We start from the raw sequence: 14,143 nt of genomic DNA, 5'->3' as shown, positions 1-14,143 counted from the left end.
GGCATAGTAGGGGGCCGGTCCGACAGCGGCGGGCGGGGGACGGCGCCCCTCGGCACCCCAAGCGGAACGCGTGCGGTACACGGGCGGAACACGGGGAGAGACACGCATCCATGGCATCTCGGCGGGACCAGCTCAACGCCTACACCTTCGCGAAGCGCCGCTTGCTCGCGGCCTTCGTCCAGTCGTATCCGCAGGGGTCGGAGGAAGGGGCGCCGCGCCCTCTGCGCGGCGTCGTGCCCGGGATCATCATCGGTGTGATCGTCATGGCGGTCTTCGGAGCCTGGGGCATGCTCAAACCCACGGCGCCGAAGGGCTGGGACACCCCGAACGAGAAAGTGATCATCGCCAGCGAGTCGACCACCCGGTATGTCGTACTGAAAACCGGTGACGAGGTCCAGCTGCACCCGGTGCTGAACATGGCGTCCGCCAAACTCCTCCTGGCCCCGCAGAAGGGGGATGTCGTCACCGTCAGCGAGTCGCTTCTGGACAGCGGCAAGATCGGGCACGGCGTCACCATCGGCATCCCCTACGCCCCCGACCGCCTGCCCTCCGCGAAGGAGGCGGAGGCCGCCAAGCGGTGGGTCGTCTGCGAACGCCCGAGTGCCGGCGGCCGGTCCATCCAGAAGGCCGCCCTGGTCCTCGCCGACCGGGAGCGGAAACTGACCGAAGGCAAGCAGAAGCTGACCGGAGGCGAACTGCTCTACGTGGAGAGCCCCGACGGCAAACGCTTCATCGTGGACCCCGGCGGCACGACGTACCAGGTGGACAGGACGGACACCGGCGAGGAACTGGAACTGCTGCTCCGCACGGTCGTCGGTTCCGGCCGCAAGCCCCAGCAGGTGTCCCGGGAGTGGCTGGCGACCCTGCACGAGGGCGACCCGATCACCTTCCCCGAGATCAAGGGCACCCCCGGCGCCCCCGCCGACGCCCCCGGGCAGCTCGACGCGTCGGCCGACAGGGTCGGCACCGTGCTCAAGGCGTTCGACAACAACAAGGAGCAGTACTACGTCGTGCTGCCCGGCCGGGTCGCGCCGGTCTCCGCCTTCGTCGCCCAACTGCTGCTGTTCAGCAAGGACCTGGCGCAGGTCGGCCAGGCCGGCCAGGCGCTGGAGACGAGCCCCGGCGCGATCGTCCCGGGTGACCCCTTCGGTGCGGAGCACGACTGGCCCACCGGCGCCCCCCGGGCGGTCAACGAGGCGTCGGACGCCAAGGGCAGCCGCAACACGGTCTGCAACGTCCTGCGCGACGTCGACGGCAAGGGCGCCACCACCCTCACCACCTGGGCCGGCACCGACTTCCCCACCGACCTCCCCGCCGCCTCCTCCAGCGCCTACGTCACCCCCGGATCCGGCCAGCTCTACCGCCAGTTCCAGGGCACCGAGACCGAGGCGGGCCCCGTCTTCCTGGTCACCGACACCGGCCTGCGCTACGTGCTGCAGTCCAACGCCGACAGCGCGACCGAGGATGCCGGCATCGGCACATCGGCCGAGGAGCGGAAGCGGCTGGAGCAGGAGGCCCAACAGGCCCAGACGCGCCTCGGGTACGCCGACGTGGACCCCGCACCCATCCCGGCCGCCTGGTCCGCGTTCCTCCCCACTGGCCCCCGCCTGTCCACGGCGGCGGCACGCCAGCCCCAGGGCTCGTGACAGGGAAGGCCGCCGCCATGCGACACACACGCCTCCCCCTCCTGCACACGGCGGTCACCGCGGCCGCCCTGCTGACCACCACCGTGGCCGTCGCACCGCCCGCCGCCGCCGCGGACTCCTTCTCCGACAACTGCGAATACCCCAACGACAGCTACCCCGGCCGCCCGTGGTCCCTCCAGCGCGTCCAGCTCGACGAGCTGTGGAGCCAGTCCAAGGGCAAAGGCGTACGGGTCGCCGTGATCGACACCGGCGTCGATGTGCGCAACCCGCAGCTGAAGGACGCGGTGGACGTGAAGAGCGGCCGCAACTTCCTGCCCAAGGGCCTCAAGAACGAGGACGGCGACCCCATCGAGCGGGGAGACGAGAGCGGCACCACCGACACCGTCGGCCACGGCACCAAAGTCGCCGGCATCATCGCCGCGCGGCCCGCCGGCAAGACCGGTTTCGTCGGTATGGCACCCGAGGCGACCGTCATCCCGATCCAGCAGAACGACGCCGAGGGCCACGGTGACACCGAATCCCTCGCCAAGGCGATCCGCTACGCCGTCCAGGCCGAGGCGGACGTCATCAACATCTCCCAGGACACCTCGAACGCCGTCGAACCGGACCCGGACCTGAAGGCCGCCGTCGACGAGGCCCTGGCCCAGGAGATCGTCGTTGTCGCGTCGGCGGGCAACGACGGACTCGGCGGCAACGTCAAGAAGACCTACCCCGCCTCCTATGAAGGAGTGCTGGCCGTCGCGGCCTCCGACCGCAACAACGAACGGGCGTCCTTCTCCCAGTCCGGAGACTTCGTCGACGTGGCGGCCCCGGGCGTCGACATGATCTCCACGGTCCCCCGGGGAGGCCACTGCTCCGACAACGGTACGAGCTTCTCCGCGCCGTACGTCGCCGGTGTCGCGGCGCTGATCAAGGCCAAGCACCCCACCTGGACCGGGCGCCAGATCGTCGCCCAGATCGAGCAGACGGCGGAACGCTCGATCGCCGGCCATGACCGTCTGGTCGGCTGGGGAGTGGTCGACCCGGTCCGCGCCCTGACGGAGGACGACCGGCCCATCGAGTCCCCCAGCCCCCGTGAGGGCCCGGCCAGGGCCGAGGCCCCGGCGGCGGCCGAACTCCCCCTCGGAGAGACAGCCGACGAGCGGAACGCCCGCCTCGCGACCTACGTGGCCGTAGGAGCGGCGATCCTGGTGGCCGGACTCGGCGGGGCGGCCGTGGCCGTCCGGGACGCCCGCAGACGGGCCCGTGGCACGGGGGTTCGCGATGGCCACGGTGCAACGTGACGAACATCGCCCGAGCGCCGTTGGAACACACGGGACGCTTGTGACGAGCCGTTCTGCCGGGACCGGGGGAACGGAGGACATCCGTGGACAGTGCCGTTCTCGCATATGGCAGTTGGGACTGTCGGTATCAGTAACTAGAGTGACCTTGTGACCGTCATGACCGCTTCAACGGTGTGAGGCGCCTGGCGACTTGCGCCGGGACCGGTCGCGACACGGGGACAACGGGGAGGAAAGCGAAGTGCTTCCTGCAGACACGGGCGGAGGCAGCGCGGACGTGCGCCGCGGCGTGATGGCGCTGTCGACGTTCAAGAAGCGCGTGGACGACCTGCTGACCAACTTCGAGGCGTCGGCGGGCGGCGTGCCCAAGGTCGGCGCCCACAGCCTGCCGGAGAGCGCCTTCGGCAGCGGCGCCTTTCCGGAGGGCAAACGGCTGCACCGGGAGTACGAGCGCGTCCACGAGAGGATCACCGCACTCTCCAAGTCGCTGGGCCTGCAACTCGAGGCCATGCAGATCGCCGTGCACGGCGTTGACGTCACGTTCGACAACATCGAGGAAGAACAGCGGTACCGGTTCCACGAGATCCGGGCCGAGGTCAACCAGACCCGCGAGGAAATGCTGAACGAGCACATCAAGCGGGACAACAAGGCTGACAGCACCGACGCGGGGTACTGATGAGCGGCGACAAGAAGAACCCGGAACTCCACCAGGAGGAACGCCAGGAAGCCCTGGCCCAGAACGGCGCACTCGACGCGTTCACGAACATGTCCCGGGTCATCAACCCCTTCGGCGGCCCCTCACTCAGAGGCTTCCACTTCGGCTCCACGAGCTTCGAGGGCTACGACCTCAACGACATGATCGACATCGTCGAGTCCGCCGACCCCGCGCTGCTGGACTCCGCGGGGGAGGCCCTGGTCGCCGCCCGCGACGCCATCAAGGACGCCGCGGGAGAACTCAGCCGTAACCTCGGGAAGATCGACTGGGAGGGCGACGCACACACCGCCTTCCAGGGCTGGGCCGGCAGCCTCGTCAAGACGGCCGAGGGCATCGCCGACTACGCCGACGTCATCGGCACCCAGGTCCTGGCCGCCGGCGCCGGCCTCGCCTCCGTCCGCAAGTCGATGCCCCCGCGCGACACCCGCCTGGACCCCAAGTCCGTCGACGACATCCCCGTGGTCAAGCAGGTCGAAGGCAACGAGGAGTACACGGCCGCGGTCAAGGCGGAGGGCCACCGCCAGGAGGCCATCAACCAGATGTACCGCCTGGCGTCGTTCTACACGGTGTCCGCGGGCACGATGCAGGCGGCACAGGAACCGGTCTTCCCGAAGATGCCGGACGTGGGGGTGCCGGCGCCGGTGCCGTTCAATGGTGACGAGCAGTTCAAGGGGACCGTTTCTCATCAGGCCCTGACGCCGGTGGACGAGCCAACGACCTCTGTCCGCAACTCCATGGCAACAGGTGCGAAGGATATGGGCCCGGGGGAGCAGCTGCCGGCACAGGAACGTGGTGGCCTCCCTGCCCCACAACCAGCCGGTACGGAGATCAATAGTGTCGGTACCCTGCCCTCCCAGGAGGCCGTGAGACCGGGTGGGGGCGCACCACCGGCAACGACCGGTCCTGTCGGCTCACAGGGTGCGATTCCGCCCGTCGCTTCCCATGCGTTCCCTCCGGCCGTGCGCGGGACCGTGGGGCGCACAACCGGACCGGGTGGGATGCCCGCAGCCAAGGTCCCTCCGTCGGCGCAGCGACGGGTCGACGGCGCTCCAGGCAACGGGCCCGCAAATCGAACGGGGCATGGCCCTGTGGGCCAGAGCCCGCGTGCCGTGCCTCAGGGGCCGATGGGTAGTCGCGGGGCAGGTCCGCTGGGCCCCACTGGTCGTGCTGCCCTGCCCGGTCAGGCAGGGGGACAGGGGCCACGACCTGAAGGCCGTGGCATCGTCGGTGGGGTGCCGAGGCCAGTAGCGTCACCCGGCCCTGTCGGCAGTGCGCCCCGTGGGCCCATGGGCACCATGGGTGCCGTCCAGCCCGGTCGCGGTGGCACCGGGCGTGCCGGCGACGGCGTTGTGGGAGGGCGGCCCGTTACGGGCACCGCGCCTGTCGGCAACGGTCCCAGGTCACCGCGGGGCACGGTCATCGGTAACGAAAGCACGCGTGGGCCACGTACGGCCGGGCAGAGGACGCCCGGTCAGCACGGGGTGATCGGAGCGCCTCTGGCGGTGCCGAACGAGGGACAGGCACCCCGCCGCTCGAGCGGGAGCCCCGGTGGCGTCGTCGGCATGCCCAACGGATCAATGCCCGGTACCACGGGCGGTGGACGCTCCGCAGGGGGCGCCGCGGCGCAGCGTGGATCTCTCGGCAGTCACGGCACCGACACCCGTCGTTCGCGCCGCGACGAGCGACGTGACGGCACGTCTGCGACCGACCGACCTGACTGAAAAGGACAGACAGAAGATGGTGTCAAGGTTCAGCCGACGTGCCAGGCGGAGTGCACCTTCTCGCAGGCGTTACGGAAGATGGGCTGCCAGCGTCTGCTCAGTGCTTGGCGCGGCGGTGGCCCTCCTGTCTACGGGGCTGATTACCGGTGCAGCAGCCGCAGACACCCAGTCGCAGCAGTGGTACCTGTCGGCGATGAAAGCCGATGAGATGTGGAAAGTGAGCACGGGTAAGGGAGTAAAGGTTGCCGTCGTCGATACGGGAGTCAACCCTGACACTCAGTCGCTGAGGGGGCAGGTACTCACTGATGAAATCCCGAAGGATTTTGGTTACAAGGCGACCGATGATTATGCCGGCCACGGCACGACCATGGCTGAACTGATCGCAGGAACCGGTGCCGGTGGCACCTTGAAGGGCCTTGCCCCAGACGCGAAAATTGTCCCTTATCGGGTTGCGCTTACGGGGCTCAATAAAAAAGAAGCTCTGAACGCCCCGCGTCTGTCGGAAGTGATCCGAGCAATTGCCGACAGTGACGTAAAAATCATCAATATGTCCTTCGGTGACAGACTGTCCTGGCCGGAAAATCGTGAGGCGATCAAATATGCCCACGAAAGGGGTAAGTTGATCTTCGCCGCCACAGGTAATGATGCCGAGAAGGGCGAGACGATCGCTTTTCCAGCTGCGTACCCCTATGTAATCGGAGTTGCCGCTTCGGATGAGTCCGGAACTGTCGGAAAGTTCTCGGAAAGCGGCAACTACGTCGACCTGGCGGCTCCGGGACTCGATATCCCCACCTGGTGTGACAAGACACTCCGCGCATACTGCACCAGCGAGGGAACCAGTATGGCTTCCGCAGTCGCCGCCGCCTCCGCCGCCCTCATCTGGTCCGCCCATCCCGACTGGACCGCCAACCAGGTTCTGAACAGCCTCATCGACACGGCCGGCCGTGACTGGGCCAGGGACGACCCGAGCACCTACCTCGGTTACGGCCTGATCCGCCCGCGCAAGGTGCTGGAGAACAAGGACTACGACCCGGGCCCGGCGAATGCCGATCCCCTGGCCAAGGAGAACGTCACGGGCGTCCTGGACGAGGCAGGCGACCCGGTCGCCGCCTCCTCCACCGCACCGTCCGCCGAGCCCTCGAAGGATCCGAAGGACCCGAAGGGCTCGAAGGGAACGCCGGGCGGCAAGACGGAGGCAACCGCCTCGGACGCGGACGCCTCCGACAGCACCACCCTCTGGGTGGCCCTCGGAGGCACGGCAGCCGTACTGGCGATCGCCGGTGCCGCCTTCGCGGTGTACCGCTCACGCCGGAACGCATAGGGCCACCGACCACACCGGAACCAACCAGCACACCACCCCTCTCACGAAAGGGACCGCCGACATGGCTGACGGCCGCAAGCTTTACGAAGCCCAGGTACACAAGCTCCAGACGAACGTCATCGACCGCTACGACTCGATCCGGCAGAACCTCGCCCGCCTCCAGGGCACGATCGACATGATCGAGAAGCACTGGACGGGCCAGGGCGCCATCGCCTTCGACAAGAAGCAGACGGACATCAACAACCACATGGCCGCGATCGGCCGGATGCTCGACGACTTCATCGAGGGCATCCAGCTGAACAAGAAGGACAAGCAGAACCTCGAGAGCCAGATCGAGGCCGACATCGCCAGCATCACGGTGGACGACCTCGGCGGCCGGACCTCGGCCCTCAGCAAGTACTGACGCGAGCCACCGACACCGTCCGGCTCCCAACGAAACGAGGAAATCATGTCCGGAGCCCACTACGACGAACTCGCCGTCACGTACGGCACGATGGACGCCCTCGCCACCGAACTCGGTGACCAGGCCAAGAAGCTCGAGGAGGACCTCCAGGCCCTCAAGAAGGCCGTCCTCGACGCGGCCGCGGGCTGGGGCGGCGAGGCGTACGAGGAGTTCACGAAGAAGACCAAGGAGTGGGACCACCACGCCACCGGCATCCACGAGGCCCTGGTCGCCATCGGCAAGCGGGTCGGTACCGCCGGCGGTGACTACCGCGGCGGCGACCTGAAGGGCTCCAGCTACTTCCTGTAGCAGGCCGGCAAGGCATCACGAGAACGAACAGGGTGGACACGCGCGGGAGGTGTCCACCCTGTCGTACGACTGGAGCGGGCAGCCCGGGTGTCACCCGGGAGCATCAGCCGCGCAGGTCCCGCAGTGCCGAACGCTGTGCGGACCAGGCCTTGCCGCGGGCCTCGTTGACGAGAGAAGCCTGGACCGCGTCACTCGTACCCAGAGCCGTGGTCCACACCCGGACCAGTTCGGTGCTCTGCGCTTCGAGGACTTCGAGGACTTCGAGGAGGTCGTCGGGCGAGTCCGAGGGGAGGCTCTTCTGCCAGGAGGTGATGAGGTGACCGACAGGATCGTTGCCGAAGGAAGGCACACTCTCGGTTGTCTTCGACGACAGGCGGGCGAGGGTCTCTTCTTCCCACGAGTCCCGCTTGTCCTCGCTGAGCCCGTCCCTCGCGGCACGTGCCACGGCGTCCATGGTGCCGAGCTCCCAGGCAGTGATCGACGGATAGGAGGAAAGAGCCTCCTCGGACGTGTTGCGGGGCGAGGCGGCGAGTTTCTGAACGACGTGTCGGGTCATCGCATTGCGCAGATTCCCGTGCGCTTCAGGGTCGACGGAAAGAGAAACCATGATGCGTACGAGTGAATCGGGCGAAACCGACATGTGTGCCCCCTCGGCGTCCGTCCAGGCCTCGTCGGAGGGCAGGGCATGGCGGACGTACTCCACGTCACTGGGGATCAGAATTTCGTAGATGTCCTCGGTATAGCTGGCCAGTGCCATGGAAACGGGACCGGTCAGCCGCGGATCCAGCGGGGCCACGTTTTCCCCGATGACACCGTCGATCGCCACCAGCACGTCCTTCATCGCCTGAGCCTGAACGAGCGAGCGCTCCCCGTCCGCCTGTCCCGTCGTCGCCTGCTTGATGGCCAGGCCGAGCTCAGCGCAACTTGAGTCGTGCACGTTGCCCGTCCCGAGCGCCGCCGAGACGCGCTCGTGCCGCGCCAACTGCCGGCAGGAGTCGGGTTCCTCACGGAAACGACGTACAGCCACGCACCCAGCCCTGCCAAGAGACCACTGATACACAGAGTCACGATGGTCGTCTGGCGCCCAAGATTCTTACCTGGTCCACGGGTCTCTTTCCAGCGTTGCTATTCATTCTGTTCTTCTGTCCTGCAGCGCCGTTGTCGAGGTGATTCAGCTCAGCAGGGGGATGAGGAGATGAACGCCGCCGACAAGGATCCAGATCCAACCCATGATGCGAAACGTAATCGAGGTTCCAATCATTTTTACACGGCGGGATGCGAGCCGGTGTACCCGGTCGGCAATACCCATGATATTCAACGCGAAAAACCAGCCGAAAAAGAAGAAGAGAAGTGCTACCGGGTCAACTGCAGTCATTTCTTACCCCCAAATTCCTTGCGCCAGAGTGTCTCGGCGTTACTGTACCCGCCGTTGACCTCGGCTCCCAGGCCAACTCCGAGCCCGTAGGACACACTGTTTACGCCTTCGCCTTTGGAGTTGCTTGTCCCGATAGCTGTCTGATGGGTCCCGTACAGGCCTACGCCCGCTTTCAGGGAACCGCCCTTGTCCCACCCCTTCCCCTCGAGCTGGCTGATGTCGTCGGCGTTGCTCTTGAACGTTCCGGCTGTCCCAGATAGGCCAAAGTCAACGCCAGAAGAAGAAACCGACTTGGAGGTCAGAATGCCAATTTGAGTCTTTCCGTCCGGGGTCGTTGTGCTCGCGAGGGAAACCTCGTAGCCCACGCCGGCCCCTCCCCATCCGACACCGACTCCGAGCGTGACTCCCTGCGTGGTGTTGTATCCCGTCGCGCCTGCCAATCCTTCAACAGTGGCAGAGAGGAATTTGGTGCCGAGGTCACCCGGACTACTGAGGCCGCGCGCCGCGCTCGCGATCCCCCGTACCACCGCCTTCTTGACGCTGTCTCGTTCGTCCTTCTCCTTTTGCTTTCGCTCGGCTTCCGCTTTGCGTTCCGCTTGCTCCTTCTCGGCGGCCCGCTCGTAGAAGTCGATGTTGCCGACGGCCTTTCCGTTGAACCCGGCAGTGGTCCCGTCCAAGGGGTTCGCATCCACGATCACTGCCTTGAAGGCGATCTCGACGCCTTTGTCGGCGTCGGTGGTGTCCTTGACGAGTTGGTCGATGCGGTCCTGCCAGGAGCGCACGCTCTTGCGGACACTTTCCTGGTAGTCGGGGTCGTGGTGGTAGGCGTTGCGAGCGCCTTCGCTGAGCTGCTGGGTGTCGAAGGAGACGCGGCCCTGGTCGGACACCTTCATGCCGGCCTCGACGGCTTCCTGGCGGGCGGTTCTCAGTTTCCCGCGCAGGTCGGTGAACTGGGTGTGGGCGTCGCGCAGGAGGGAGGCGATGGCTTTGGCCTCGGTCTGGGCGTTCTGGTACTCGTTGAGGGTGGTGTCGAAGCGGCGGTTGGCGGCGTTCGCGGCCAGTCCCTGCCAGGCGGGGCCCATGGAGATGCCGTGCACGTCCCGCTTGTAGGCCTTCTCCTGTTTGCCGAACTCCTTGGCCATGTCGTCCCAGCCGTCGGCTGCCGTGGTGAGGGTGGCCAGGTCGGTCGTCATGATCTCGTGGTACGTCGGCATGGTTCCCCGTGGCGCGTTGTCGGTCGGAGGTGGACGCGGACGGCTCAGTAGCCGTCCAGGTTGGAGGACTTGCGGATCCCCTGTCCGATGCCGAAGTCGGTGTTCTGGAACAGGATGCCGGTGCTCCGCAGCGACTCCTTCTCGGAACTCAGGCGGTTCATCAGGTTCTGCACCTGCTCACCCCATGTCTTGTGCGCCTTCTTCAACGCCGTCGAGGTGACCCACCCGTCCCCGTCCTTCGCGGCGAACGCCTTGACCGCGGCCCCGGTCTCCTCGTCCGCCCGGTCACCGGCCTTACGGGTGTCCGGCTCGATGTGGTCCTGGATCGCCTTGGCGGCGGCCTTCTTCTGCGCGGGACTGGACGCCAGGTCCCTCGAACCGCCCCCCACAGACCCCGGCGAGCCGCCGGGATCGGCCGGATACTGGTTCAGCTCCATACCGACCGGCTGCCCCGGTCCACCACCGCTCCCGTACGCCACCTCATCCGCCCCCATCCAGTCGATTGGCGTGCACCCGCCAGGCTAGCAACGGGCGCGTCGCCTGTGGATCATGGGGGCACCGCTCGACGTCGGCTCTCAGGTCGGGCAGCCGAGCCTTTTCGCGTAGCCGTCGAAATATTCGGGAGCAAGCTCTTCCAGAAGTTCGCGCGAGTTTTCGTCGGATCTGATGTCGCTCACCTCTACGGTCAGGACATCCCCCTTCTCGCTGATACCTGGACAGGGGATGATGGTGATCACCCCCGACGGCCAAGAGGCGACCGTACCCTTCTTGGAGTAGCGCAGATGCTTTCTGTCGAGGCCCACGAAGTGATCGCGTAGCTCGAATCCGCTCTCATGCCAGTCGCCGATACCCTGTACGGAGTCGTTCCCGTCCACATACATGTGGCAAATCTGGCCTTCGGTGAGGCTGAAATGCCCTGTGTCCTGCTTCAGCTCATCGCCGTCGTGCAGTAGGCGCTCTAGGATGTCCTGGTCTACGGGGATTCCGCAGATATTATCCGGTACTGGATAAGAGAGCCCGTCGTCCGATGCCCCGCAGGCGGTGAGAGTGACCGCAAGAGCAATGGCAACAAGCAGTCTCACCGGCGTTAGGACAGGACCCTCGCTCCGACTCTTGCTCTCTTTGAGCAGGGATTCGACTGAACGGGGACCGGGGTTCTTCACGCGGCGTCTCCTGAGGAGTTCCACTGGGCGCCATCGGAGTGGCTCACTCCTGCTTGAGTGCTGATCGCCCGCAGGAGCGCTTCTCTGATGCCCTGGTCGGTGCTGTCGTAGTGAGCGAAGTATGTGGTGACAGCTACTTGGGATGCCTTCACCGTCGCCTCCCTCCCCTTCGAATACTCTCGACCCGCGCTGAGCTCGGCTTCATTGGTGGTGTCTTCCTCAACGCTCTCCACGACACTCTCGGAAATGTCCTCCGCCAGCCAGTTGATCGGCTCCCCGATGACGGAGAAGGGGGCGGGGATGGCGCCCGTTCCGATGCCCACGATCCGGTTGACCCACTTCGCATTCTCAGCCACGGCTTCGTTGTACTCATTGTCCTTGGCCGTGTGGTAGTCGTAAATCGCGTCCGCCCGCGAGTTGCTCATGATGCCCGCGATCGCCGCCCCCGGAGCGACCAGGTCCCCCACGCGTGCGCCGTCCTCCGCGGTGAGATCCTTCCCCTCCGCCTTCAGGAACTCGTGCACCACGTTCGCCGTGTACGCCTGCTGCGCCGAAGTGATGGCGGCGTAGGCGTCCGGATCCTGTCCCACCAGACCCAGGAACCTCTGCGCGTCCCCGTATCCGAGGTTGGCCGGCGCGCCGTTGACCGGGAAGGTCTTGCTGTCGGAGCTCTCCAGGTACATCGACCGCTGGAAGTCGCCCATGTAATCCGCCGAGATGTTGCCCAGACTGTCGCGCAGGGCGTAGAGGGGGCCGGTCTCCTCGTTCTCGAGGTCCCCGTTCATGTTGTGCGTGAGCAGGTCCGGGTTGTTCGAGAACTTCTCGACGATGTCGTGGACCAGCGTGGCCTGCGCCTCACTGTGCTTGACCGAGGGGTCTGCCGTTCCGCTGTCGTACGGGTGGCCGGTCGCGGCGGCCTCGAGGGCGTGGCCGAGGGCGTTGGGCCCGAAGTTGAGAGCCCTCCTCGTCGCTTCCTCATCCGCGAGAACGTGGTGACTGTTCGTGTCGATCGTCCACTCGAAGTCCTTGGATGTGAACAGGTCGAGGTAGGACTTGAAGTCCGTCTTCCCGCCCGACCTGATCGTCCCGTCCTCGTTGTACGCCGTGGGCTTCTCCGTGAAGAACTGCTCGGCTGCCTCAGGGCTGTGCCCCAGCGCCTCGAGCACGCTGTGCAGCGGGTCGTTGCCGGTGCCGAGCTTCCCGGAGGGGTTGAAGCCGAGCCTGTCGTCGGCGCCCGTGGGCCTGTTGGACAGGAAGCGGTGGGGGTCGTCCTCGTGGAGCTGGGTGACGTGTTCCGCGATGGGGGTCAGGAAGGCGGGATCGTAGTTCCCGTAGCGGAGCAGGCCGCCCAGGACCTGGTAGCCGTAGGGCTTGCTCATCATGCCCTGGGTCCACTCGACCTCCTGGGTGCCCAGCTTGCGGAACTCCGCACCCCACCACGAGGGAAGATGCTGCCGGTCCCCTCGGACACTCTGCGGGGTGTAGGGGTCGGTGGCGTTGGCCAGTGCGTGGCCCATGTATCTCTGCAGGTCCCGCACCCCGGCCAGGCGCGTCTTCGAGGCGTCCTCTTCCGTTCCGTTGACCGACATCGCAGCGTAGAACTCGAGTGTCTGCCTCGGCCCGCCCAGGCCCTCGAAGAACTCGGTCGCGAACTCACCGTCCTTCTCCCGCCCGTTGTGGCGGAGCAGCCTGTTCAGCTCGGTGAGCTCGCGGTCGGTGAGGTTCTCGCGCTTCTTGGCGAGTGCCAGGGCCCGCTCGACCTGTGCGTCGTTGAGGGAGTCGTACTTCGCGTGGCCGGCGTTGTACGGGTCGTCTCCGTGTGCCCGCTTGAGCGCCAGCTTGGTGGAGACGTCGATGTCGTTGGCGTGCGCGAGCTTGCGCGTAATGGAGTCGGCATAGCGCTGCCGGTCCTCCTTCGACTCGTCCTTGCCGTCCGTCCCCTCCTTTCCGCCGGTCCCCGGCTTGGGCAGGATGCCGACACTCACCGTTCCGTCGGCGTTGTCCTGAACGGTGTAGCCCTTGCCCTTGGCCTCGTCCGTGAGTGATCTGACACGCTTCTGCAGTGCCTCGAGTTCACGGTGTGCGTCGTCCAGCACCTGGAAGATGCTGTTGGCCTCCAGATGGAGGTCCGCGAACTCCTTGGCCGTCTTGTTCACGAACTCCCGCGTGACGCCGGCGTTCAGGCCTTCCCAGCGGGCACGGTCGGACTTCTTCTTCAGACCGTCGCGGGCATCGGCCTCGAGCTGCTTCAGATGGCCGACCACCTTCTTCCAGTCCGCTACGGCGGTACTCAGCGCGCCGAGGTCGACCTGCATCAGGTCGTCGTAGGTGATGGACATGCGCGGGCTTCCCCCGTACTACTTGAAGTACTTGTCGAGCTCCGAAGCGGGCATTTCGGTGCCGTCCCGGCTCATGATGACGGCGGCGATCTCGGCATCGTCGTTGGCGTGCAGCTTCTTGCTGAAGTCCAGATGGTTCGAAATGTGGGCACAGGCCTGGCGAACCGCCTTCACCTGGCTCTCCCAGACCGACAGCGTCGTCATCAGTTCGTCGCCCATGGTGAAGTGCGACCTGGACAGGGCCGATGCCGCCTGGTGGGTCGAGCCGGCCTGGTCGGAATTCAGGCCCGCCCCGGCGATGTCCACCTTCTTCACGAGGTCACCGTGCAGAACGAAGGCGTCGTGCCCCACGGCACCCAGGTCGTCCTGCCGCACCACCAGGTCGGGCTTGTCACCGCCACCGGGCCCCCCTTGGGCGGGCGCCTGGTTGACCTGCATGCGCGCCGACTGCCGGTCGGCAGCCTGGGCTTTCAACCGCTCCCACTCGTCCCATGCCACGACTTGGCTCCCCTCACCGCTGTCAGCCGGATGTGGTCGTACCGGGTTTCTCCGTGCAGTGGCCGCACTCAGGATCGCGACGCCTCCCGGCGGCGGCCACGGGCGCTGCCGGAGCGGAGG

14 protein-coding genes are annotated in these 14,143 nt (G+C 66.4%); 7 read left to right on the top strand and 7 right to left on the bottom strand.

Annotated elements, in window-relative coordinates:
- The first annotated feature begins 110 nt into the window (after nt 1–110).
- The 7 genes from eccB to ACZ434_RS15730 all read left to right on the top strand — a co-directional run bounded on the left by eccB (nt 111) and on the right by ACZ434_RS15730 (nt 7,434).
- A complete protein-coding gene (gene eccB, locus ACZ434_RS15760) occupies nt 111–1,646 on the top strand; it encodes a type VII secretion protein EccB (RefSeq protein WP_468455969.1) in 1,536 nt (511 codons plus the stop codon).
- 17 nt (nt 1,647–1,663) lie between these two features.
- The gene (gene mycP, locus ACZ434_RS15755; protein ID WP_468455967.1) at nt 1,664–2,929 is read left to right on the top strand and encodes a type VII secretion-associated serine protease mycosin; all 1,266 of its coding nucleotides are present in this window, start codon (nt 1,664–1,666) and stop codon (nt 2,927–2,929) included.
- 238 nt (nt 2,930–3,167) lie between these two features.
- Nucleotides 3,168–3,602 (top strand): hypothetical protein, encoded by a 435-nt coding sequence (locus tag ACZ434_RS15750; RefSeq protein ID WP_468455965.1) that lies wholly within the window; start codon nt 3,168–3,170, stop codon nt 3,600–3,602.
- A complete protein-coding gene (locus ACZ434_RS15745) occupies nt 3,602–5,362 on the top strand; it encodes a WXG100 family type VII secretion target (RefSeq protein ID WP_468455963.1) in 1,761 nt (586 codons plus the stop codon). The genes ACZ434_RS15750 and ACZ434_RS15745 overlap by 1 nt, the downstream gene beginning before the upstream one ends.
- Nucleotides 5,363–5,462: 100 nt before the next feature.
- Nucleotides 5,463–6,683: a S8 family serine peptidase gene (locus ACZ434_RS15740; protein ID WP_468455961.1), complete on the top strand. Its 1,221-nt coding sequence runs from the start codon at nt 5,463–5,465 to the stop codon at nt 6,681–6,683.
- A gap of 61 nt (nt 6,684–6,744) precedes the next feature.
- On the top strand, nt 6,745–7,086 hold the full coding sequence (locus tag ACZ434_RS15735; RefSeq protein WP_468455959.1) for a WXG100 family type VII secretion target: 342 nt from the start codon (nt 6,745–6,747) through the stop codon (nt 7,084–7,086).
- A 45-nt stretch (nt 7,087–7,131) separates the two neighbouring features.
- A complete protein-coding gene (locus tag ACZ434_RS15730; RefSeq protein ID WP_468455957.1) occupies nt 7,132–7,434 on the top strand; it encodes a WXG100 family type VII secretion target in 303 nt (100 codons plus the stop codon).
- Nucleotides 7,435–7,537: 103 nt separating this feature from the next.
- Here ACZ434_RS15730 and ACZ434_RS15725 read toward each other — a convergent pair whose 3' ends face one another.
- The 7 genes from ACZ434_RS15725 to ACZ434_RS15695 all read right to left on the bottom strand — a co-directional run bounded on the left by ACZ434_RS15725 (nt 7,538) and on the right by ACZ434_RS15695 (nt 14,023).
- On the bottom strand, nt 7,538–8,461 hold the full coding sequence (locus ACZ434_RS15725) for a hypothetical protein (RefSeq protein WP_468455955.1): 924 nt from the start codon (nt 8,459–8,461) through the stop codon (nt 7,538–7,540).
- Between the two features lie 144 nt (nt 8,462–8,605).
- Entirely contained in the window at nt 8,606–8,809 is a 204-nt protein-coding gene (locus ACZ434_RS15720; RefSeq protein WP_468455953.1) for a hypothetical protein, read from the bottom strand.
- The gene (locus tag ACZ434_RS15715) at nt 8,806–10,002 is read right to left on the bottom strand and encodes a hypothetical protein (protein WP_468455951.1); all 1,197 of its coding nucleotides are present in this window, start codon (nt 10,000–10,002) and stop codon (nt 8,806–8,808) included. The genes ACZ434_RS15720 and ACZ434_RS15715 overlap by 4 nt, the downstream gene beginning before the upstream one ends.
- A 65-nt stretch (nt 10,003–10,067) precedes the next feature.
- Nucleotides 10,068–10,460 carry a hypothetical protein gene (locus ACZ434_RS15710; RefSeq protein ID WP_468455949.1) on the bottom strand — a complete coding sequence of 131 codons (393 nt, stop codon included), beginning with the start codon at nt 10,458–10,460 and terminating at the stop codon, nt 10,068–10,070.
- Nucleotides 10,461–10,598: 138 nt separating this feature from the next.
- Nucleotides 10,599–11,186 carry a hypothetical protein gene (locus ACZ434_RS15705; protein ID WP_468455947.1) on the bottom strand — a complete coding sequence of 196 codons (588 nt, stop codon included), beginning with the start codon at nt 11,184–11,186 and terminating at the stop codon, nt 10,599–10,601.
- Nucleotides 11,183–13,525: a hypothetical protein gene (locus ACZ434_RS15700; RefSeq protein ID WP_468455945.1), complete on the bottom strand. Its 2,343-nt coding sequence runs from the start codon at nt 13,523–13,525 to the stop codon at nt 11,183–11,185. Before ACZ434_RS15700 ends, ACZ434_RS15705 begins: the two co-directional genes overlap by 4 nt.
- 18 nt (nt 13,526–13,543) lie before the next feature.
- Nucleotides 13,544–14,023, bottom strand: coding sequence for a hypothetical protein (locus ACZ434_RS15695; protein ID WP_468455943.1), 480 nt, complete (start codon nt 14,021–14,023; stop codon nt 13,544–13,546).
- Nucleotides 14,024–14,143 lie beyond the last annotated feature (120 nt).

It is taken from the genome of Streptomyces sp. NPDC030893, assembly GCF_055571535.1.
Note: the sequence above shows the minus strand (reverse complement) of the source record. Positions and strands in the feature narration are given on the sequence as shown.

Excerpts from the sequence above, each read along its gene's own strand:
- ACZ434_RS15700 (WP_468455945.1), bottom strand. The coding sequence starts at position 13,525 with ATGTCCATCACCTACGACGACCTGATGCAGGTCGACCTCGGCGCGCTG.
- ACZ434_RS15745 (WP_468455963.1), top strand. The coding sequence starts at position 3,602 with ATGAGCGGCGACAAGAAGAACCCGGAACTCCACCAGGAGGAACGCCAG.
- ACZ434_RS15735 (WP_468455959.1), top strand. The coding sequence starts at position 6,745 with ATGGCTGACGGCCGCAAGCTTTACGAAGCCCAGGTACACAAGCTCCAG.
- ACZ434_RS15720 (WP_468455953.1), bottom strand. The coding sequence starts at position 8,809 with ATGACTGCAGTTGACCCGGTAGCACTTCTCTTCTTCTTTTTCGGCTGG.
- mycP (WP_468455967.1), top strand. The coding sequence starts at position 1,664 with ATGCGACACACACGCCTCCCCCTCCTGCACACGGCGGTCACCGCGGCC.
- eccB (WP_468455969.1), top strand. The coding sequence starts at position 111 with ATGGCATCTCGGCGGGACCAGCTCAACGCCTACACCTTCGCGAAGCGC.
- ACZ434_RS15730 (WP_468455957.1), top strand. The coding sequence starts at position 7,132 with ATGTCCGGAGCCCACTACGACGAACTCGCCGTCACGTACGGCACGATG.
- ACZ434_RS15710 (WP_468455949.1), bottom strand. The coding sequence starts at position 10,460 with ATGGAGCTGAACCAGTATCCGGCCGATCCCGGCGGCTCGCCGGGGTCT.
- ACZ434_RS15715 (WP_468455951.1), bottom strand. The coding sequence starts at position 10,002 with ATGACGACCGACCTGGCCACCCTCACCACGGCAGCCGACGGCTGGGAC.